Annotated in this window: 18 protein-coding genes; 11 read left to right on the forward strand and 7 right to left on the reverse strand. The window is 70.1% G+C overall.

All coding sequences use genetic code 11. The annotated features are described in order from the left end of the window. Positions 1-15: 15 nt before the first annotated feature. Both P2L57_RS07950 and P2L57_RS07955 read right to left on the reverse strand, forming a co-directional pair. Complete coding sequence (locus P2L57_RS07950) at positions 16-762, reverse strand: IPT/TIG domain-containing protein (RefSeq protein ID WP_275810554.1); 747 nt, start codon at positions 760-762, stop codon at positions 16-18. Positions 763-967: 205 nt separating this feature from the next. After that, the gene (locus tag P2L57_RS07955; RefSeq protein ID WP_275810557.1) at positions 968-1,399 is read right to left on the reverse strand and encodes a hypothetical protein; all 432 of its coding nucleotides are present in this window, start codon (positions 1,397-1,399) and stop codon (positions 968-970) included. 670 nt (positions 1,400-2,069) lie between these two features. Here P2L57_RS07955 and P2L57_RS07960 point away from each other — a divergent pair. From P2L57_RS07960 to P2L57_RS07980, 5 genes are all read left to right on the forward strand, one after another. After that, positions 2,070-2,630, forward strand: a complete 561-nt coding sequence (locus tag P2L57_RS07960; protein WP_275810560.1) for a PadR family transcriptional regulator — start codon at positions 2,070-2,072, stop codon at positions 2,628-2,630. 52 nt (positions 2,631-2,682) lie between these two features. Continuing rightward, positions 2,683-4,404 carry an acyl-CoA dehydrogenase family protein gene (locus P2L57_RS07965; RefSeq protein WP_275810563.1) on the forward strand — a complete coding sequence of 574 codons (1,722 nt, stop codon included), beginning with the start codon at positions 2,683-2,685 and terminating at the stop codon, positions 4,402-4,404. A gap of 145 nt (positions 4,405-4,549) precedes the next feature. Further along, the gene (locus tag P2L57_RS07970) at positions 4,550-4,978 is read left to right on the forward strand and encodes a hypothetical protein (RefSeq protein WP_275810566.1); all 429 of its coding nucleotides are present in this window, start codon (positions 4,550-4,552) and stop codon (positions 4,976-4,978) included. A 429-nt stretch (positions 4,979-5,407) separates the two neighbouring features. Further along, entirely contained in the window at positions 5,408-6,553 is a 1,146-nt protein-coding gene (locus tag P2L57_RS07975) for an acyltransferase family protein (protein ID WP_275810569.1), read from the forward strand. Position 6,554: 1 nt separating this feature from the next. Continuing rightward, positions 6,555-7,340, forward strand: a complete 786-nt coding sequence (locus P2L57_RS07980) for a GDSL-type esterase/lipase family protein (RefSeq protein WP_275810571.1) — start codon at positions 6,555-6,557, stop codon at positions 7,338-7,340. A gap of 382 nt (positions 7,341-7,722) precedes the next feature. Here P2L57_RS07980 and P2L57_RS07985 read toward each other — a convergent pair whose 3' ends face one another. Both P2L57_RS07985 and P2L57_RS07990 read right to left on the reverse strand, forming a co-directional pair. Further along, positions 7,723-9,117 carry an NAD(P)/FAD-dependent oxidoreductase gene (locus P2L57_RS07985; RefSeq protein WP_275810574.1) on the reverse strand — a complete coding sequence of 465 codons (1,395 nt, stop codon included), beginning with the start codon at positions 9,115-9,117 and terminating at the stop codon, positions 7,723-7,725. Next, positions 9,107-9,340, reverse strand: a complete 234-nt coding sequence (locus tag P2L57_RS07990; protein ID WP_275810577.1) for a ferredoxin — start codon at positions 9,338-9,340, stop codon at positions 9,107-9,109. Before P2L57_RS07990 ends, P2L57_RS07985 begins: the two co-directional genes overlap by 11 nt. 219 nt (positions 9,341-9,559) lie before the next feature. On the opposite strand from P2L57_RS07990, the gene P2L57_RS07995 reads away from it, so the two are divergent. The 3 genes from P2L57_RS07995 to P2L57_RS08005 all read left to right on the forward strand — a co-directional run bounded on the left by P2L57_RS07995 (position 9,560) and on the right by P2L57_RS08005 (position 12,385). Beyond that, complete coding sequence (locus P2L57_RS07995) at positions 9,560-10,243, forward strand: ScbR family autoregulator-binding transcription factor (RefSeq protein ID WP_275810580.1); 684 nt, start codon at positions 9,560-9,562, stop codon at positions 10,241-10,243. Beyond that, on the forward strand, positions 10,224-10,688 hold the full coding sequence (locus tag P2L57_RS08000) for an SRPBCC family protein (protein WP_275810583.1): 465 nt from the start codon (positions 10,224-10,226) through the stop codon (positions 10,686-10,688). Before P2L57_RS07995 ends, P2L57_RS08000 begins: the two co-directional genes overlap by 20 nt. Positions 10,689-10,963: 275 nt before the next feature. Beyond that, positions 10,964-12,385, forward strand: a complete 1,422-nt coding sequence (locus P2L57_RS08005) for a M14 family zinc carboxypeptidase (RefSeq protein WP_275810586.1) — start codon at positions 10,964-10,966, stop codon at positions 12,383-12,385. Positions 12,386-12,445: 60 nt separating this feature from the next. Here P2L57_RS08005 and P2L57_RS08010 read toward each other — a convergent pair whose 3' ends face one another. Next, positions 12,446-13,900 (reverse strand): hypothetical protein, encoded by a 1,455-nt coding sequence (locus P2L57_RS08010; RefSeq protein WP_275810589.1) that lies wholly within the window; start codon positions 13,898-13,900, stop codon positions 12,446-12,448. A gap of 158 nt (positions 13,901-14,058) precedes the next feature. Here P2L57_RS08010 and P2L57_RS08015 point away from each other — a divergent pair, with 158 nt between their 5' ends. Then, positions 14,059-15,255 carry a helix-turn-helix domain-containing protein gene (locus P2L57_RS08015; protein ID WP_275810592.1) on the forward strand — a complete coding sequence of 399 codons (1,197 nt, stop codon included), beginning with the start codon at positions 14,059-14,061 and terminating at the stop codon, positions 15,253-15,255. 42 nt (positions 15,256-15,297) lie between these two features. On the opposite strand, the gene P2L57_RS08020 is transcribed toward P2L57_RS08015, so the two are convergent. Continuing rightward, positions 15,298-15,891, reverse strand: a complete 594-nt coding sequence (locus tag P2L57_RS08020) for a DUF4232 domain-containing protein (protein WP_275810594.1) — start codon at positions 15,889-15,891, stop codon at positions 15,298-15,300. A 469-nt stretch (positions 15,892-16,360) separates the two neighbouring features. On the opposite strand from P2L57_RS08020, the gene P2L57_RS08025 reads away from it, so the two are divergent. Beyond that, a complete protein-coding gene (locus P2L57_RS08025; RefSeq protein ID WP_275811149.1) occupies positions 16,361-17,179 on the forward strand; it encodes a maleylpyruvate isomerase family mycothiol-dependent enzyme in 819 nt (272 codons plus the stop codon). An 89-nt stretch (positions 17,180-17,268) separates the two neighbouring features. Here P2L57_RS08025 and P2L57_RS08030 read toward each other — a convergent pair whose 3' ends face one another. Then, on the reverse strand, positions 17,269-18,138 hold the full coding sequence (locus tag P2L57_RS08030; protein WP_275810597.1) for a class II glutamine amidotransferase: 870 nt from the start codon (positions 18,136-18,138) through the stop codon (positions 17,269-17,271). A 198-nt stretch (positions 18,139-18,336) separates the two neighbouring features. On the opposite strand from P2L57_RS08030, the gene P2L57_RS08035 reads away from it, so the two are divergent. Further along, complete coding sequence (locus P2L57_RS08035; protein ID WP_308292442.1) at positions 18,337-19,536, forward strand: L,D-transpeptidase; 1,200 nt, start codon at positions 18,337-18,339, stop codon at positions 19,534-19,536.

The following is a 19,536-nucleotide window of genomic DNA, read 5'->3' on the forward strand; positions in this document are numbered from 1 at the left end:
GGCCTGGACGCCGGCTCAGATGCCGGGCCCGGCGACGTAGGCGAAGCCGGCGGCCGCGGAGGCGGTGCCACCGGTGGTGACGACGCTGACGGTCTGGTCACCGGCGGTCCCGGGCGGGGTGACCGCGGCGATCTCCGTGTCGCTGATGACGCTGAACGGGGCCGCCGCGCCACCGATGATGACCGACTGGGTGGTGGTCAGTCCGGTGCCGGGGATGGTCACCGCGGTACCGCCGGACGTCGGACCCGAGTTGGGGCTCAGCGTGCCGATGGTCGGCGTAGCGACGTATGTGTAGGTCAGGCCGTTGCCGCTGCCGCCCGCGGCGGTGACGGTGACGCCCACCGAGCCGGCCGCGGTCGCGGCCGGGACCGTGACGTTCAGCTGGCTGTCGGACACCACGGTGGGTACCGCGGTGTTGGCGCCGAACGAGACGCTGGTGGTCGTGGCCAGGCCGGTGCCGCTGATGGTGACGGTGTTGCCGCCCGCCGTGGGACCGGAGCTGACGCTCAGGCCGGCCTTGGACGGCGCTCCGACGTAGTAGAACGACACCGGGTTGCTGGTACCGCCGGGGGTGGTCACGGTCACCCCGACGGTACCGGTGGCGGCCGGCGACACGACGTTGACATGGGTGTCGTCCGGATTGCTCACGATGGTGGCCGGCTTGGTGCCGAAGTGCACCGCGGTGGTGCCGGCGAGGCCGGTGCCGGTGATGGCGACCGTCGTACCGCCACCGGTGGAGCCCTGGTTGGGTGAGATAGGCATGGGAGGCCTCCTACGTTGACCGGGGTGAGTGGGGGACGAGGCGCCGACAGGCCGTCGCCGCCCGCGGTGGGTGCCAGCGGATGGGCGGTGCATCCCACGACCCCTGCGGTACGGCGTCGGATTCGTCAGCCGGGGCAGCCGGGGACGCTGCCTGCTGGTGTGCAGTCGTCCGGGGTGTTGCCGCTGACCGTGCTCGCCGGCAGGCTCACCGCTCCGGAGTTCTGGTAGGTGCCGCCGCCGGTGAAGGTGGTGGTGTTGCCGGTGACGCTGCTGGCCGCCAGGGTGACGGTGCCGTTGTCCGTGTAGATGCCGCCCCGGCGACGGCGGAGTTGCCGGTCACCGAACCGGAGACCAGCGACACCGCGCCGCCCCGGTTGGGGATGGTGGTGTTCAGCCCCACCATGTTGATCGGGGTGGTGATCGGCGGCAGTCCGTCCGGTCCGTCCGTCCCGCTGCCATGGGCGCTGGTCGGTGTGTAGGTGCAGAACGGAGCCAGCGCCAGGGTGTCTCCGCCGTTCGCGTTCGCCATGCTGATCGAGGTCACCAAGGACGTCTCGTCGCACAGCACCGGAATCTGCGCGTGGGCGGTGGTCGGAATCGCGGCCGGTCCTGCGGCCAGGGAAGCGGCGCCGATCACAGACCGGAGGTTGCGGACGGTTGGCATAACCCCCCCAAATGAGGTTTGCGGGTGCCGCCGCATCAGCCGGTGCCGACGAACGACACCGGCTGATGGATCCAAGTCCTCTACCGAGGGTGCCCATAGCGGCAACATGGCCGCACCGCCGCCAGGCTCCTGGTCGGGTCAGCGGGTAGGCCGGCTGCCACTCCCCCCGGAGAGGATGGGCGGCCCACCGGTTTGGATGTGTCCAGTAATTCACCGGAGCGAATTGCCAGCAATGGCCTCGACGTGAAGTCACCCGAATGGAAGAGCGTGTGGCGTCCGAGAATTCCGCGTACCACCATACGCACCACGGTAGTGAGCCCCGCCACCGGCGCTTCCGGCGGATAGGGCGGAGCGCGGCAACTGCATTGCCCTATAAGGGAATTATGGACTATCGGCGAAGAGGAAGGGGGCCGGACTCGGGCAGGGCCGCCAGTTCTTTGCCGAGTGGATTCCACGAGTCGCCGTAGAACGGGCCCTTCCCGCTCCGGCGGCGACCGCCGCCCACTGGGTGCCGACGAAGTCCGTCACCGCCGCCCTCGCTACGGGCGGTGTAGCGCCTGGGCCGCTGTCCCAGGGGTGAGCCGCGTCTCACCCGGGGTGGCCGCTCTTGTCTATGCAACGAGTTGCATAGCAGGATGCCGTCATGGCACTAGAGCACGCCATCCTCGTCTCGCTGCTGGAGCAACCGGGGTCCGGCTACGAGCTGGCCCGGCGGTTCGACCGTTCCATCGGGTACTTCTGGACCGCCAGCCACCAGCAGATCTACCGCGTCCTGGGGCGCATGGAGCGGGACGGATGGATCGAGGTCCGCGAGGTGCGCCAGGACGGGCGGCCGGACAAGAAGGTGTACTCCGTTGCCGCGCCCGGCCGGAGCGCGCTGTCCGCCTGGCTGGCCGAGCCGGTGGAACCGGAGAGCGTCCGCCACAGCTTGGCGGTGAAGATCCGGGGTGCCGCGTTCGGTGATCCGGCCGGGCTGATCGCCGAGACCGAGCGCCATCGCGCGGTGCACGCCGAGCGGCTCGCCCACTACCTCGCGGGGGAGCGACGGGACTTTCCGGACTCCGCCCTGCTGGACGCGGGCCAGGAACTCCAGCACGTCGTGCTCCGTGGCGGCATCGCCTACGAGCGGATGACCCTCGCCTGGCTCGACGACGTGCTCGCCACGCTGCGCCGCCTCGGCGGCGCCGATCCCGACACGCACTGAGACCCGCGCGGAGACACCCCTCCCGCCCCTCGTACCGAAAGGCGCCCAACTGATGGCCGACGCCCTGCTGTTCAACCCGCGCACCTACGACCCGACCCACTTCGACGCGGAAACGCGCCGACTGCTGCGCGCCACCGTCGAGTGGTTCGAGGAGCGCGGCAAGCGCAAGCTCGTCGAGGACTACCGCAGCCGTGCCTGGCTGGAGGACTTCCTGCGGTTCTCCGCCAAGGAGGGGCTGTTCGCCACCTTCCTCACCCCCGCCACCGATGGCGGCGGTCAGCCGGACAAGCGCTGGGACACGGCGCGAATCGCCGCGCTGAACGAGATCTTCGGCTTCTACGGCCTGGACTACTGGTACGCCTGGCAGGTCACCATCCTCGGCCTGGGACCGGTCTGGCAGAGCGACAACGCCGACGCCCGCGCCCGGGCCGCCGAACTCCTCGACCAAGGCGAGGTGTTCGCCTTCGGACTCTCCGAGAAGGCGCACGGCGCGGACATCTACTCCACCGACATGGTGCTCACCCCCAACGCCGACGGCGGCTTCCACGCCACCGGCTCCAAGTACTACATCGGCAACGGCAATGCCGCGGGACTCGTCTCCGTCTTCGGCCGCCGCTCCGACATCGAGGGCCCCGACGGCTATGTCTTCTTCGCCGCGGACAGCCGCCACCCGGCGTACCACCTGGTCAAGAACGTCGTCGACTCCTCCAAGTACGTCAGCGAGTTCCGGCTGGAGCGCTACCCCGTACGCGCCGAGGACGTGCTGCACACCGGACGCGCCGCCTTCGACGCCGCCCTCAACACGGTCAACGTCGGCAAGTTCAACCTGTGCACCGCCTCCATAGGCATCTGCGAGCACGCGATGTACGAGGCCGTCACCCACGCCCACAACCGGGTGCTCTACGGCCGCCGGGTCACCGAGTTCCCCCATGTGCGCCGCGAGTTGACCGATGCCTACGCCCGGCTCATCGGCATGAAGCTGTTCAGCGACCGAGCCGTCGACTACTTCCGCAGTGCCGGCCCGGACGACCGCCGCTACCTCCTGTTCAACCCCATGACCAAGATGAAGGTGACCACCGAGGGCGAGAAGGTCATCGACTTGATGTGGGACGTGATCGCCGCCAAGGGCTTCGAGAAGGACACCTACTTCGCACAGGCCGCCACCGAGATCCGCGGCCTGCCGAAGCTGGAGGGCACGGTCCACGTCAACCTCGCCCTGATCCTCAAGTTCATGGGCAACTACCTGCTCGCTCCCGCCGAGTACGCTCCCGTCCCCAGCCGCCTCGACGCGGCCGACGACACCTTCCTCTTCCACCAGGGCCCGGCCCGTGGGCTCGGCGCCATCCGCTTCCACGACTGGCGCACCGCCTACGACGCCCACGCGGGCCTGGCCAACGTGGCGCGATTCCGTGAACAGGCCGACGCGCTCTGCGCCTTCGTCACCACCGCCGCTCCCGACGAGAACCAGAGCAAGGACCTCGATCTGCTGCTCGCCGTCGGGCAGCTCTTCGCGCTGGTCGTCCACGGCCAGTTGATCCTGGAGCAGGCACAGCTGACCGGACTCGACCACGATGTGCTGGACGAGCTGTTCGGCATCCTCGTGCGCGACTTCTCCGCCTACGCGGTGGAACTGCACGGCAAGGAGTCCGCCACCGGGGCCCAGCAGCAGTGGGCGCTCGGCGCGGTCCGCCGCCCGGTGGCCGATCAGGACCGTACCGCCCGTGTCTGGGCCCAGGTCGAGGCCCTGTCGGGCGCCTACGAGATGAGGCCGTAGCGCCGCTGTTCCGGCCCGGGCGTTCAGCGTCCGGGCCGGGTGCCGGTGAACCGAGCGGGGCCGAATGCCGTACCACTGTTCGCAAGGTCGCACGTGTGACGCACGACGCCCGCACCGTTAGCCGGATACCGCGAAGGATCACCCGATGAGCGATCAGAGCAGCCTTCCGATCTCGACCCTCCCCGACGGCGGCGCCGAACTGCATGTGGTGCTCCACCTCCGCTGGGAGGACATCGCCGCCCTCGGCCGTGAGGCGGGTCGACTGGCCGCCCAGTTGAAGCGCCCGGTCAGCCTGGACGAGGCGGCCAGCCAGAAGCTGAGTACCCGGCGGACCTCCACGGCCGCGTCGAAGGAGCGCACGGAGCCCGCCGCGACCGCGTCCCGGATGGCCCTGGCGTCCACTGCGCCCGCGGAACCGGCCAGGGAGTGGGCAACCGGGGCCGCCGCCACCGCTTCGGCGGCCACCCGTTCGACCGGCGGGACCACCAGTGAGGTACGGGGGCCGTTCGACCCTCCCGCCAAGCTCTCCTCCCTGGCCGCAACGGCCGTCGACCCGGGGCGCGCGACCGGTTGAGAGCGACCGATGGAGCGGTTAGCCCATTAGTGTGATGTGCGTAAAATTTTACTGACGGTGCGCCAGGCAAGTTCCGCGGGGGCGTCCCCATCGCCCCCACCGGCGGTTCACCCTGTGGAAACCATCGGTTGTCGAGGGCCGTTCAAACTGACACCATGATGCTCAGCCGCCACCCGGACACCGGGGCCTGGAGACGGGCCGAGATGGCGGTGACAGGCAGCGACCCCAATTTGTAACGCTAGGTAACGGTATGCGCTTGTTGGCCCCCCCAAGGCCACGCGCTCTGGCGAGTTGTGTCTGGAGTCCTGCTCCGCGCGGCATCGGCGTTACCCGCGGTTGTTCCCCGGCGGTCGTGGTCGAGAACCCCCCACGAAGCGGACCGATAGGTTTTTCCATGTATTTCGCTCGCTCGGATCGGCAGGTGCGGCAGTGACCGCGGTGATGACGCGGCCGCGCACCGCTGACCAGTCCCCACAGCGCGAACAGCCGCTCCCGAGGACCGCGCTCCCGTCCCTCACCGGGATGCGGTGGATGGCCGCGCTGCTGGTTTTCGGACTGCATGTGCACAATTTCGGCTACTTCGGAGGCGAGGGCCAGGGATTTATTTCCTGGGGATTCGACGCGGGTGACACCGGTGTGTCCTTCTTCTTCGTCCTGTCCGGTTTCGTGCTCATGTGGTCGGCGCGCCCGCGGGACAAGGTCACCAGCTTCTGGCGGCGGCGTTTCGCCCGCATCTACCCGGTGCACCTGGTGACCGTCGTGATCGCGCTGCTGATGGCGTACACCATGGCGCCGAAGATGCAGCCGACCGGTGCGGAGGCCGCGGCGAACCTGCTGCTGGTGCACTCCTGGACGTATGCCTGGTGGCAGGCCCTCGACCCGGTCAGCTGGTCGCTCGCCTGCGAGGCGTTCTTCTACGCGCTCTTCCCCGCCCTGGCGTGGGCGCTGCGGCGGCTGTCGCCGCGCGGTCTGGCGGTGCTGGTGGTCGGCTGCGTCATCACCGTGATGGCCCTGCCCTGGGTGAACACCCACTTCGAGCTGGGCTGGCACATCTACTCCTTCCCGCTCGCGCGGGTGCCGGAGTTCATCCTCGGCGCGGCCAGCGCCCGCCTGGTGCTCCTCGGGCGCTGGCGCGGACCGGGGCTCGACGCTTCCCTGGCCCTCACGATCACCGGGTACTTCCTGGCCGCTCGGCTCGGCGGTGCTTCCGAGCACGTGGCCGGGACCATCATCGGCTTCACCCTGCTGCTGCCGGCCGCCGCGATCGCCGATGTGAAGGGCGAGCCCTCGATGTGGCGGCGCCCGCTCCTGGTCCGGCTCGGTGAGCTGTCCTTCGCCTTCTACATGATCCACCTGCTGGTGCTGTACGCCGGTGCGCGCCTGTTCGCCTCCTCGCCACACCTTCCGGCGCTTGAGGCGGTACCCGCCGCGGCGGTCGCGTTCACGGTGTCGCTGGCCCTCGCGTGGGTACTGTACGAGGGCGTGGAGCGCCCTGGGCGGCGACTGCTGCTGACTCCGCTGACTTCGGTGTCCGCCGCCCGCAAGGCCGCCACCGCCGGAGCCAAGGAGGCCTGAGGTGGGCAGAGCAGGTGTGCGGGCGGGCGTCACGGGGGTGGCGATCATCGCCCTGACGCTGCCGTTGACCAGCAGCGGAGCTACGCAGCCCACGGGGCCCGCCGCCTCCGCCCGCCGGGGCTGCCCCCCGGTGCCGCCCCCGCCGCGTGTTCCGGCGGGGGGAACCACGGTGGTCGTCGGAGCCTCGATCGCGGTGGGGTTCCATACCTCGGGGGGAGAGCGGACCGCCTGGCCGCATCTGATCGTTGCCCGGCTACGGCACGACCATGTGCCGGTGGCCGTCGTCAACGACAGCATCAGCGCCGCCCGCCTGCTGGCCGACACCCCCGGTCATCCCTGCACCAGCGCACTGCATCGCGAGGGACGCGCGTTGGCGGTCCGCGGCGTCGGCACTCTGGTCCTGACCGACCTGATCAACGACATCCAGCAGACCCCGCACGTCTACGACCCGCACGAGATCACCGCGGGGCTCAGGGAGTTCGTGGCCAAGGCGCACGCCCGCCATGTACGCGTGGTGGCGGGCACGATCGCACCGTACGGCGGCTTCCCGGCCTATGAGCCGGCGGGCGAGCGGACACGGCGCGCGGTGAACGAGTTCATCAGGCACAGCGGCCTATTCGACGGAGTCTTCGACTTCGACGCCATTGTCCGGGATCCGCGTCAACCCACCAGAATGCGCCCGGAATACGATTCGGGGGACCATCTGCACCCCGATGACGCGGGCCAACGGGCCATGGCCCGCAGCATTCCGCTGGGTCTGCTGAGGCCTCCCGCCGCCCACGGATAATCGCCGATGCTGGGCAACTTCCCCCGGGAGTACGCCACTTCGCGCTCCGCGTCGCCATGCCCCGGCGGTCACGCGAGCGTCGCAGCTCACGGGGGCGCCGCCGGTGGTGGCGATGCACTCCGGGAAGTGCGCCGGATCGCGGACGGCGAGTATTCGTCGGGCTCGCACGCGGCCTCATCTCGTGCTGCAAATAAGGCAACATGAACACCTCATCAGGTGTATTGGCCGTTGAGTGACATGGAAAACCGTCGATAGACGGACTTTCCCGCCGAGCGATAGGACTTCACGGCCGGGTGGGAGTCGGAGTCGTATTCCTGTGCGCTTGGCCCGGTTCCGCGGGCCGGATCCGGACCATCGCCGACCTGGCCGCTCAAGTGAGTGGTCAGGCGTGGGCGGGGGTGAAGGTGATCCGCCGGTCGGTGGGCGAGTAGCCGCTCACGGTGACGGTGGGCCCATGGGTGGGCAGCGAGGGGTCGGGGAACCCCGCCGCGACCGGCTCAAGCCCCTCCGCCCGGCGGTCGACCGTACGGAACGACGGCGGGAACGGCGCCGCTGACTCGATCAACCGCTGGTAGAACTCAAGCCACTTGGTCTGGTCGAAGGTGACGGCGGCGATGACCCGGCCCTGGCACCCGTACACCCCGGTGAAGCGCCGCTCGGTGAGCGATCCCTGGGCGACCAGGAGCTGCTCGCCCATCGGCGGCACGCCGACGGACTTGATGTTGACGCCGAACTGGGAGGACCAGAAGGCCGGTACCCACAGATGCGGGCGGCGGTCCGCGCTGGCACTGATCATGTTGTGGGCGGCGATCTCCGCCTGGGCGACGGCGTTCCCCCAGTGTTCGAGCGAGAGGAACTGGTACCCGAAGAGCGGATGCGGGGAACGGGCGACGTCGCCCGCCACGAAGACGTCGTCGGTGACGATGCCCCGTACGTCGAAGGCCCGGCACCCGGCGTCGCAGGCGATGCCCCGCGGCCCCGCGCCCAGGCCGGATCCGGCCAGCCACTCGGTGTTGCGGGTGGCCCCGAGGCAGATCACCGCCACGTCCGTGTCGACCGTGCTGCCGTCGGACAGGTGGGCGCACCGCAGCCGTCCGGCGGGGTCGCCCTCCAACCCGGTCACCATGACGCCGCAGCGCAGGTCCACGCCGTGATCGCGGTGCAGCGTCGCGGCCACCTCGCCGACCACGCTGCCGAGAGCGCCCACCAGCGGAGCCGCCCCGCGTTCTGCGACGGTGACCGGCAGGTCCCGCTCACGGCAGGCGGAGGCGATCTCGGAGCCGGTGAAGCCCGCACCGATCACCAGCACCCGGCGGGGCCCGGCCGCCAGCCGCCGGTACAGCTGGGCCGTGTCGTCGCGGGTGCGCAGCGTGAAGACCCCGTCCAGCTCGACTTCCTGTGGGTGCGGCCACGGCCGGGCGCGGACACCGGTGGTGATCAGCAGCCGGTCGTACTCGACCTCCTCGCCGTCGGCCAGCCGCACCCGCTTGGCGGACATGTCCAGCCCGGTGGCCGCCACACCGAGCCGCCACTGTGCGTTGAGCGCGCTGTGCCGGGGCAGTGCGGTGTGCTCCGCTGCCGCCCGGCCGAGCAGGACCTGCTTGGACAGCGGCGGACGGTCGTACGGCTGGTACCGCTCATCGCCGATCAGCGTGAGCGAACCGGTGAAGCCCTGCTCCCGCAGTGTCTCCGCGGCGCGCAGACCGGCCAGTGACGCGCCCACGATAACGATCCGGCCCTTCCGCCTGAGCGCCTCCAAGTACCCGTCAGCGGACATCTCGGGCACCCTTCGCCGACGCCGGGGCTGCGTCCTGGTCCTCCACCAGGATGGCCTGGACCGGACAGGCCGTGGCGGCACGCCGCACCTGCTCCCGCTGTGTGTCGTCGGCGTGCGGGTCGTACAGCAGAGCCTCGTCGCCGTGCATGGTGAACACGTCCGGCGCGAGGAAGGCGCACTGCGCGTACCCCTGGCATCGGTTGAGGTCGACGACAAGCCTCATGGGGTCTCCGCTCCTTCAGCAGCTCGGTCCGTCAGGGCCCGTCAGGCCCGCCCGCGAGACGACCGGGGCGGCGGACAGTCCTCGATCCAGGATGGAAGATCCGTTCCGGCTCCGCGCGCACAGCTGAGCCAAACGGAGTGCGCCAGGAGCGGCGGATTTCCCCGATCGGCCTTGGGCTAGGGTGATGGCGTGCCAGTTCGTGGGAGTCGGGAGACGGAAATGGCGCAGCAGGCGCGAGCGATCCGGACCAAGCGGACGATTCTGGAGGCCGCGGCGGAGGTCTTCGACGAGTTTGGCTACGAGGGCGCCAGTACGACCGAGATCATCGCCCGAGGGGGATTCACCCGGGGCGCGCTGTACTTTCACTTCCCCTCCAAGGAAGCGCTCGCCGACGCGGTGATGTCGGCCCAGTCCGAGTGGCTCGTGCCCCCGGTCCGGAAGCTCAAGTTGCAGACCGTCATCGACCTCACGCTGCATTTCGCCGAACGGCTGCGTACCGATGTGGTGCTGCGGGCGGCTGTTCGGCTCAGTGTTGAGCAGGCATCCAACAAGAACCCGAACCGGGCGCCGTACCAGGAACCGATGAACCTCATCGAGGAACTCCTGAAGGAGGCCCGGGACACCGGTGAGCTGCTGCCCGGAGTGGAGCCGGAGGAGGTGGCCAGGGTACTGGTGGGCGCGTTCACCGGCATTCAGATCATGTCCCAGGTGTACGACCGGCGGCAGGGGCTGCCGGGCAGGATCTCCGTGTTGTGGAAGTACCTGCTGCCGTCCTTGGCGGTGCCCGACCTGGTGCCCCATCTCAGTGCCGACCCCGAGCGCGGGGTGGGGGACGCGCCGGACGCGCCGCTGCTGGAGGGCGCGGTCGGCACCGCTTACGGCCGTGCGCCGACGCGGGCCTAGCCGCCGCTCGGGACCGATCGGTAACGAGAGGTCGGCTCGGACACACCGTGGTTCACACAACGAGGGAGACCAAGCGCGGTTCGCACAGGGACCAGCGGCCCATTGCGAGGTTCTCGTCGAGGCGGCTCCGTCCCGGGTCTGGGAGCTGGTCACCGACATCGGCCTGGCTGCCCGGCTGAGTCCCGAACTGCGGCGAGTGGAATGGCTTGACGACGCCACCGCCCCCGCGCTGGGCGCGCGCTTCGCGGGGTTCAACCACCACCCGATGCTGGGTGACTGGCGGACCGTCTCGCAGATCGTCGAGCTCAGCCCGCAGCGCGTCTTCGGCTGGGTCGTCATGGACGCGCACGGCCGCCACGGGGAGCCCGCCCAGGACCCGTCGAAGCCGCTGGCGACCTGGCGGGGCGATGCCCGCCCCGGTCTGCGAAGTGTGCGGCAGGGATGACCGGATAGGGCCGGTCCGGCCGCGCTGGAACCCGGACGAAGTGGTCTTTCTGTGTAAGACCTGCTCGCCGTGGGCGGGCGCCGCTTCTCCCCGGTAGTCAACGGCTCGCGGACGGCCCGCGGGTGTTCGGCGTGCCACGCTGGCGGCAAATTCGAACACACTCTTCTCCAGGCGACATGAACATGCCATCATGCGAATGGTTTTGACGTGTGCGCGGCAAGCGGGCTTCGCTCGTCGCCCGCACACGCGACCCTCCCCCCACGGAAGGCCATCGCATGTCCCGGAAACGCCTGGCGGGCATAGCCGCCGGGGCGGTGGTCGCGGTTGCCGCGGCCACGCTCCCACAAGCCTCATTAGCCGCCGCCCGCACCAACTCCCCGCAGACCGCCGACAGCACCGCTCAGGACAACGTCGTCGTCTACCGCGTCCCCACCCACCGTCCGCAGGACGCCCAGACGCTGATGAGCAGAGGGTACGACCTCATGGAGCGCCGCCAGGGCAACGACCTGTTCGTGCTGGGCGACTCCACGACGGGCATTCAACTGAGCCGCCTCGGCTTCGCATCGACGGCCGTCAAGACGATGAAGCGGCCAACCGCCCACAAAACGACCGGAGCTCGCGGCCCGGCGGACACGAACGGCACGTACGACGGCGGCTACCACACCGTCGACGCCCAGTACGCACACATGGACCAGGTTGCCTCGCAGCACCCGGACATGGCCACCGTCGTGACGTACGGGCAGTCCTGGCTCAAGCAGAGCGGAAGCGGCGGCCATGACCTCAAGGCCATCTGTGTCACCAAGATGAACCAGGGCGACTGCCGGCTAAATCCGAACTCGCCCAAGCCCCGCTTCTTCCTGATGAGCCAGATCCACGCCCGGGAGATCACCACCGGAGAGGTCTCCTGGCGCTGGATCGACGAGCTGACGAACGGCTACGGCAAGGACCCGGACATCACCAAGCTCATGGACTCCACCGAGATGTGGGTGGTACCGATCGCCAACCCGGACGGCGTCGACATGGTCGCGCAGGGCGGCGACAACCCCGTACTGCAGCGCAAGAACGCCGACGACTCCAACGGTTCGTCCTGCGGTTTCGGCGGCCAGGTCGGCGTCGACCTCAACCGCAACGCGGGTACCCACTGGGGCGGCCTGGGCACCTCGAACCAGCCCTGCGACGAGGTCTACCTCGGCCCGGCCGCGGACTCCGAGGTGGAGAACACCGCACTGGAGGGCCTGTTCCGCCAGCTCTACCCGGCGGTTCGCACCGGCAGCGGCGAGAGCGACCCGGCGCCGGCCGACGCCCGGGGCATGATGATCACTCTGCACAGCGACGCCAGCATGGTCCTCTTCCCGTGGGAGTACGACCACACCGTCCACACGGGGAACGACGCCGCGCTGCGCGGGCTGGCCGGCCGGCTGGGGTCCATCACCGGATACCAGTCAGGACAGGCCGGCGAGATCCTCTACGACGCGTCCGGCGGCACCGACGACTGGACCTACGACAAGCTCGGCCTGGCCAGCTTCACCATCGAGATCGGCGATGTCGACGGCCGTGGCTGCGACGGGTTCACACCGCCGTACTCCTGTCAGGACAGCTACTTCTGGCCCAAGATGAAGCCCGCTTTGATGTACGCGGCGCAGCACGCCACCGCGCCGTACCAGACGGCGGCCAACGCCGCACCGCACAGGCGCTGAACGGCACCTGGACCGGAGCGGGGCCTGCACGGCTCCGCTCCGGACCGCGGGTGGCGACTGTCAGGACGCGGCGAGCCTTCCCTGGCCGAAGAGCCGGCGCTCGTCATGCAGGGCGAACGGGGTGGTCCGCAGGTCCACGATCTGGATGCCGAAGATCTTCAGCTGCAGCATCAGTTCGGTCTTCAGGTCGTACCCGGCGGACAGCGCCCAGGCGGGCTTGCCGTCGGTGGCCCCGGCCCCGCCCTTGAGGTAGACGGAAAGATCGCCGCCGACGCCCGCCGTGCCGTACAGGAACACCTTGGCCTGGGCCCCGACGCGGGCCGTCGCGGTGGCCGCCCCGTCGATCCGCGGTCGGCCGCCCTCGGTGCGCTGCCGCGCCTCATGCAACGGCTGCCACCCCTGCGCCCGGCTGTACTGCGCCCCGATGGTGAACGAGCCGATGGTGTGCTGCTCGGCGTCGAGCACGATACGGCCGTCCGCGGTGAACCGGTAGGAGAAGGTCACCTCGGCGCTGACCACCACCGGTACCGGCCCCACCCAGAAGGTGTGTTGACCGGTCACCGCGGCGAGCGGTATCGCGACGGTCCCGGTGTCCGCGGACCCCGGGACCTTGCCGTGCACACTCCAGCCGTACGAGTACGAGCCGCCGATCCCGACCGCGGCCCGCTCCGGAAGGATGTCCTGGGCACTGCGCCTGTCGTACCGGAAGGTCAGCTCGGGGCTGAAGTCCACCTCTCCGGCCAGCCGTGCCGCAGACCGATCCGTCGCCTCCACCCCCTTGGGCAGCGGCACGTTCAACCCCAGGCGCAGCGTGGCCAGTTGCTTCACGGTGTCCAGCGACGGACCGGACGGGGTCGGCGCGCTCTCCTTCGGCGTACCGGCCTCGGCCGGTGTGGCGGCACGGCTCGGTGTCGGTGTTCCGCTGGCGGTGGGAGCCTGCGGTGTGTCGGACCCCGTCACCTTCGCGGTGACGCCGGGCGACAGCGTCCTGACCCGCAGCTGGCGGGCGGTCAGCGAAGTCCGCTTGTCCACCTCCTGGTTGCCGAGCAGTTCGGAGATGGTCGCCGGGGCTGTGGTCACCTCCACCTGGCCCTTGGCGGATCTGACGACCTTCGCCACCTTGAACAGTGCTCCGGACGGCGCGTGGCCGTTGGGCGCCGAGGCGACGACGTCACCGGTGCGCACGGACTCGGTCCTGGACGCCTTGAGCACCGCCCGGTGGTTCTGGACGTCGTACGAGGCGAGCCGTACGGGCGCCGAACTTCCGTCGGCGGCGGGCCTGTTGGCGGGGGACTCGGCGACGGCCGCGTCGGAGTCGGCGCTGTCCACCGGGGCGTCCAAGGGGGCGTCCAAGGGGGCGTCCAACGAAGCGGACGCGGAAGGACTGACATCTGCCGCCGTGCTCCTGCCGGGAGCGTCTGAGGACGGTAGGAGCGCTTGGACGCCCAGAGCGGCGGGGACGAACACGCCGAGCGCTGCGGCGGGCACCGCGATGCGGCGCCAGGGAACGGCCATGGAGAAGTCCTCGGTGTCGTGTCAACGGGGGGACGACGAGTCGGCCGGTGGTCTGGCGCGACCAGCCCGTCGCCTGAGGTTCCGCCACCCTCGGCAGTACATGCGTTCGGAGGGCTGGCGGACTCCCATAGCATGACGGCGAGTGATCAATTGTCTCCATGGAGAAGGACAGCGAGTTGAGTCAGGACGGCGTGGAGGTTTCCACAACGGTGCACGAGGTCCTCGCCGCGCTCCACGCCGATCTCGACCAGCTGGTCGACCTGGTGTCGGAGCGCCTCAGGTCGCGGTTGCCCTCGTACGCGGCCGTACCGCCGGGGCTGCTCAGGGTCCGGGTGGAGAAGGAGCTCCTCAACGGTCTGTCGGCGGTGCGGCGGTTGTCAGAACACCGTGGCGGCAAAGGGGTTGCCGGGCCTCGGGATGCCTCATTGCCGCGGCCCGAGGACATGCGCCCTGTCGGCCACGCGGCACCGGTGGAGGATGTCATCTCGGCGTACCGGATAGGTGTGGACGCCGTATGGTCGCGCTTCCAGGCCGAGATGACACAACGGCGGGCGCCCGCCGAGGAGTTGCTGTCGATCGGGGAGAGCCTGTGGTCCTGGGCGGGTGCGATCACCGTGAACGTGCTTCGCAGCCGCCGCGCCGACACCGGGGGGCAGCACGCGGCGGACCGGCGGCGCGAAGCCCACGTCCGCAGCCTGCTGCTCGATCCGGCCGCCCGTTCGGACTCCGGCGACGTGCTTGACGAGACGGCCATCCGGCTTCCGTTCCGGGCCCGTTCGGTCTCCGGCGGCACCGTTCTGGCCGAGGCCGTGGAGTTGCTGCGGCCCTGGCTCGCCGTCGACGCGGCGGGCGAACCACTGGTCGCCGTGGTGGACGGCGATGCGGCCGGACTGCTGGTCGCACGGCCCTGCGGACTGCGCCGCCACCTTGTCGTCGGACTGGGCGCGGCGGTGCGCCCGTACCGGCTTGCCGTGGAGTTCACACAGGCCACGCAGGCGCTCAGGACCGCCGTGTGCTTCGGGCTCGTCGGCGTGTTCACCCGCGAGGAGCTGGGCCTGCGAGCGGCGGTCGTCACCGCGCCCGCACTGGGCGAGCAACTGGTGGAGCAGCGGCTCGCACCGCTGCACGAGCGAGGTGAGGAGGGCGCGCAGCTTGAGGAGGCTGTGGCCGCCTACCTCCAGTACGGGATGCGGGTGGAGACGGCCGCCAGGTCCCTGTATGTGCACCCGAACACGCTGCGCAACCGGCTGCGGCGCTTCGAGGAGACGACGGGCACCAGCCTGCGCGATCCGGCCGACCTGGCGGAGGTGTGGTGGGCGCTGGCGCATCGACGGGTCCACGGGCAGGTGTCCTGACGGGCCCCGGTCGTCCGGCGCACGGCGTCGGTCGCCAGGCCGCTACGTTCCCGGGGTGTGCCGCGGAGGGCTCAGCAGCATGGTTTCTCCGCAGGCCTTGAACTTGGCCGTCTTGTGCCGGGTGTCGGTGATGGGGACGGCAGCGCGGGCGGCGTCCTGCGGTGCCCGGACCACGGCTTCGCTCTCACTCACGCACAGATCGCTGGCGCCCTTCGTGCCGCGGGGTGTGTACCGCACGTCGACCGTCACGCCCTCGCCCTTGGGCAGGGTGACGGGTGCGGGCCGTCCGCGCCCGACGCCGTCGACGGAGTTCGCCTTGCCGTTGTGGACGTCGACCCCTGGATAGCCGCCGAACACACAACGGTCCTTGCCCCTGTTGACCGCGGACAGCCGGGCGTTGGGCTGCTGGCCCGGGCCCTCCGCGTTGAGCAGGGTGAACGTCCACTTCAGGGCGTGTGTCCGGCAGGTGGGGAGGGAACCGTGCGAGACGGCCGGGGCGGCAGGACGGCTGGACCGCACGCTGTGCGGAGGTGGGGGGCCGCCGGTGCCGTGCGCGGCTGTGGGGCCGCAGGCGGCCACTGCCAGACCGGCGGTGAACACCGCAACGGCGCCGACCAAGCGAAGCTTCGCTCGCATGGATTACCCCCACCTATTCGGCTCTGCTCGTTCCGCGGAACGGATGGTCGCGGACGGCACGGCCTTGGCGTCCGGCCATCCGCCCTCGAAGGATCATTACAGACCGCTGCCCGGCACACGGCGTCCCGGGTCCGATCCGTAGGCCGCAACGGCGAGTTGCCGACGGTCGCGGGGCACTCCGGCGGACCCCGCCGATCCGGTGCGGCATCGCGCTCCGACTCGTCCGGCACCGAGCTCTCATCAAACTGACAGTGCTCGCCGATGGCCTTCCTTGACTGTTCGGGCCTGGGTCGCGCAGGTGCGGCGGAAGGTGCGATGAGCGGGCTCCGCGGCGAGTCGCCACCCCGATTTGCCTTCGAGTGCACTCCAGGGCCGACACTGGTCGAATGGCCGAAGCCCTCGCCACGGCCTGCAGGGCCGTCGAGCGGGCGGCACAGGTACCACTGCTAGGACGTGTGAACGCGTGAACATGGTGAACCACCCAGGGCATCCGCTGCCGTACGACGACTACCGCGCGGCGATCGAGCGGGAGACCGACCGATTCGCGGCGACGGTCGAGGGCGCGGACCCCGCCACCTTGGTCCCCTCCTGCCCGGGCTGGACGCTGGCCGACCTGACCAGGCACGTCGGAGCCGTGCAGCGCTGGTTCAGCGTCCTGCTGACGCGGAACGTGCAGGAGCCGCCGCGCGGCCGCGAGATCGAGTTGGGGCTGCCGGAGCGTGCGGACCAGTTCGCCGAGTGGCTGCGCGCCGGTCTGCCCGAGACCGCGGCCGTGCTGCGCACCATCGATCCCGACGCCCCCATGTGGGCCTGGGGCGCTGACCAGCACGCGCGCTTCTGGGCGCGGCGGATGCTCTTCGAAACGCTGGTGCATCGGGTGGACGCGGAACACGCCGTGGGCCGGACGCCGGACATCGACCCCGCCCTGGCAGCGGACGGCGTCGACGAGTTCCTGGTCAACCTGCCGTACGCGGAGTTCTTCGCGCCCGACGTGGCGAACCTGCGCGGGAACGGTGAGGCGCTCGCGTTCCAGTGCACCGACCCGGGACCGGGCAGCGGCGAGTGGCTCGTCCGGCTGCGCCCCGACACCTTCGGCGTCGAGTCCTTCGACGCCGAACCGCCCACCGGGCAGCGGACGGTGCCGGGCCAGGAGCGGGCGAGGGTCCGCGGGCGCGCCGCGGACATGCTGCTGCTGATGTACGGGCGGCTGCGGTACGACGACGCCGCCTTCGAGGCGACCGGGGACGAGGAGACGCTCACCCGCTGGTCCACCCACTCGAAGTTCTAGTCCGGTAGGCGTTCCAGCCGTCCGTACCCCAATGCGCCGCAACCGTAAGGACGTTGCGTATCGCGCGGGCACTGGGGGAACGTCCGCCGTCACGCCTTGCGTTGGGACGCCGCGGCCTCAGGGCGCAGGTCGTCGATGGCCAGTTGGTGGGCGGGCGGCTGGGGCAGCACATGGCGGGTGGTGGCCCGCGGGCCGGGGCCGACGTGCAGGAGTTCACCGGAGCGCAGCGGGCGCCAGTCCGGGTTGTCGTCGAGCCGTTCGCTGGCGACCACCACCGCCGGGACGTCGGCCAAGTCCTCTGAGCGCACGCGCAGTCGGCCACCGGTGCCGGTGTGGTCCAGGTGGCGGTCGCCGTGCTGTCCTCCGGTGTCCCGTTCCAGCACGTACAGCTCGTGGGTGTCGGGGTAGCGCAGCGCCCACAACTCGTCGGGGGTGATGAGGACCAGATTGAGGGCGTAGACCGGCAGATGCTCGGCGATCCAGCGGGCCGCACTTTCGATGCCCGCGCCGACATCGCCGCCGTGCGCCGCGGCCTCCCGGGTGATCAGCGCGAAGAAGCGTTCCGAGTCGGTGTCGCCCCGCACCAGTCCGAGGTCCTCGCCGAGATGGGCCTCCAGCCGGTCGAGTCCCTCGATGACGCCGTTGTGCGCGAACAGCCGGCCCTGCTGGAGGAACGGATGCGTATTGCGGTCCAGGAGCGCGCCGGTTGACGCGTAGCGCACATGGGCGACGAAGGTGGCCGACTCCACCCGTCGCGCCTCCTGGGCGAAGGCGCGGTCCTGGTAGGCGGCGAGCGGCGCCTTGTGCACCTGGGCCGTCCCGGACGGGTCGAAGAATCCCAGCCCGGTGCCGTCGGGGTCCCGGTGGCTCTGCGCACTGAGGCTGTCCGGGGCCTCCAGCAGCCAGAAGACGGCACGCACACGCTGTGGCGCGCTGCTCATTCCGAAGAGTCGGCACATCTCGTCGTCCTCCTCCGCCAGGGGCCGTCGGTACGAGGATGACAGCCTCACAGCCGGCGGATGTACCGTCTTGCGTCCCGGGCGAGTTGGGTCGCAACCGAATCGGCCGACCGGGTGTCTTTGGAGTTGTCGCGTTGTGCACAGGGTGATCGAGGGGCAGGGGCGTTGATTCGCACAGTTGGGGGTTTCAAGGGAACCGTGGCGAGCCGGAAGCGGGCGGCGGCCGCCGCGGTGTGGCTGTCGGCGCTGGCGCTCGGGGTGAGTGCCTGCTCGACTCCGGCGCACGGTCAGGGATCCGGGAGCACGGCCACCGCGGTGGACCCGGCCAAGATCACGGTGACGCTGGCCAAGGACTCGTCCGGTGATGTCGTACCGGACAAGCCCGTGAAGATCGGTGTCCAGGACGGCAAGCTCGCCTCGGTCACCGTGACCGACTCCAAGGGCGACGCGATACCCGGGGCCCTCGACGCGGCCAGCGGCGCCTGGACGCCCAGTTCACCGTTCGGTGTGGGCCTCAACTACACGCTGCGGGCCAGCGCCACCACCCCGGGGCACAACGGCAGGCCCGCCACGCAGCAGGTCAACTTCACGGTGGAGACCCCCGGTAAGGCCATGGAACTGGACTCGATCACTCCGGGCAAGGGTGCCGTGGTCGGTGTCGCCATGCCGGTGTCGATCGTCTTCTCGCACCCGGTCGCCGACTCCGCGAAGGCGGCGGTGGAGAAGCAGCTGAAGGTCACCACCAGTCCCGCCGTGACCGGCTCCTGGCACTGGTTCGGCGACGAGCGGGTGGACTGGCGCCCCCAGCAGTTCTGGAAGTCCGGTACGCATGTGACCGTCGACGCCAACCTGAACGGCGTCAACGACGGCAACGGCAGGTACGGCACGCACAACTACGAGCACAGCTTCACCATCGGCACCGACGTCGAGGCCGTCTCCGACACCGCCAGCCACAAGCTCAACGTCTACCAGGACGGCAAGCTGATCCGCTCGCTCGCCGCCGACAGCGGCAAGGCGGGCTTCTCCACCTGGGGCGGCACCATGGCGGTGATCGACAAGGAGCCGATGGTGGAGATGACGTCCTGCAGCGTCGGCATCCAGTGCGACAAGAACGGGCCGAACTACTATGACCTGAAGCTTCCGTGGGACGTGCACCTGACGGACTCCGGCACCTACGTGCACTACTCGACCGGAGACACCGACCCGGGAGTGGACAACAACTCGCACGGCTGCATCCACCTCTCCCTCGACGACGCGAAGTGGTTCTACAACCTCGTCAAGCAGGGTGACCCGGTGACCGTCAAGGGCGAGCCGAAGGACGCCGCGCCCGACAACGGCTATGCCGACTACAACCTCGGCTGGGCGCAGTGGACCGCGGGGAGCGCGCTGCACTCCTGA

The organism is Streptantibioticus ferralitis, assembly GCF_029223525.1.
GTDB lineage: Bacteria > Actinomycetota > Actinomycetes > Streptomycetales > Streptomycetaceae > Streptantibioticus_A > Streptantibioticus_A ferralitis.

Excerpts from the sequence above, each read along its gene's own strand:
- P2L57_RS07950 (WP_275810554.1), bottom strand. The coding sequence starts at position 762 with ATGCCTATCTCACCCAACCAGGGCTCCACCGGTGGCGGTACGACGGTC.
- P2L57_RS07960 (WP_275810560.1), top strand. The coding sequence starts at position 2,070 with ATGGCACTAGAGCACGCCATCCTCGTCTCGCTGCTGGAGCAACCGGGG.
- P2L57_RS07965 (WP_275810563.1), top strand. The coding sequence starts at position 2,683 with ATGGCCGACGCCCTGCTGTTCAACCCGCGCACCTACGACCCGACCCAC.
- P2L57_RS07970 (WP_275810566.1), top strand. The coding sequence starts at position 4,550 with ATGAGCGATCAGAGCAGCCTTCCGATCTCGACCCTCCCCGACGGCGGC.
- P2L57_RS07985 (WP_275810574.1), bottom strand. The coding sequence starts at position 9,117 with ATGTCCGCTGACGGGTACTTGGAGGCGCTCAGGCGGAAGGGCCGGATC.
- P2L57_RS07990 (WP_275810577.1), bottom strand. The coding sequence starts at position 9,340 with ATGAGGCTTGTCGTCGACCTCAACCGATGCCAGGGGTACGCGCAGTGC.
- P2L57_RS07995 (WP_275810580.1), top strand. The coding sequence starts at position 9,560 with ATGGCGCAGCAGGCGCGAGCGATCCGGACCAAGCGGACGATTCTGGAG.
- P2L57_RS08005 (WP_275810586.1), top strand. The coding sequence starts at position 10,964 with ATGTCCCGGAAACGCCTGGCGGGCATAGCCGCCGGGGCGGTGGTCGCG.
- P2L57_RS08010 (WP_275810589.1), bottom strand. The coding sequence starts at position 13,900 with ATGGCCGTTCCCTGGCGCCGCATCGCGGTGCCCGCCGCAGCGCTCGGC.
- P2L57_RS08015 (WP_275810592.1), top strand. The coding sequence starts at position 14,059 with ATGGAGAAGGACAGCGAGTTGAGTCAGGACGGCGTGGAGGTTTCCACA.
- P2L57_RS08020 (WP_275810594.1), bottom strand. The coding sequence starts at position 15,891 with ATGCGAGCGAAGCTTCGCTTGGTCGGCGCCGTTGCGGTGTTCACCGCC.
- P2L57_RS08025 (WP_275811149.1), top strand. The coding sequence starts at position 16,361 with ATGGTGAACCACCCAGGGCATCCGCTGCCGTACGACGACTACCGCGCG.
- P2L57_RS08030 (WP_275810597.1), bottom strand. The coding sequence starts at position 18,138 with ATGTGCCGACTCTTCGGAATGAGCAGCGCGCCACAGCGTGTGCGTGCC.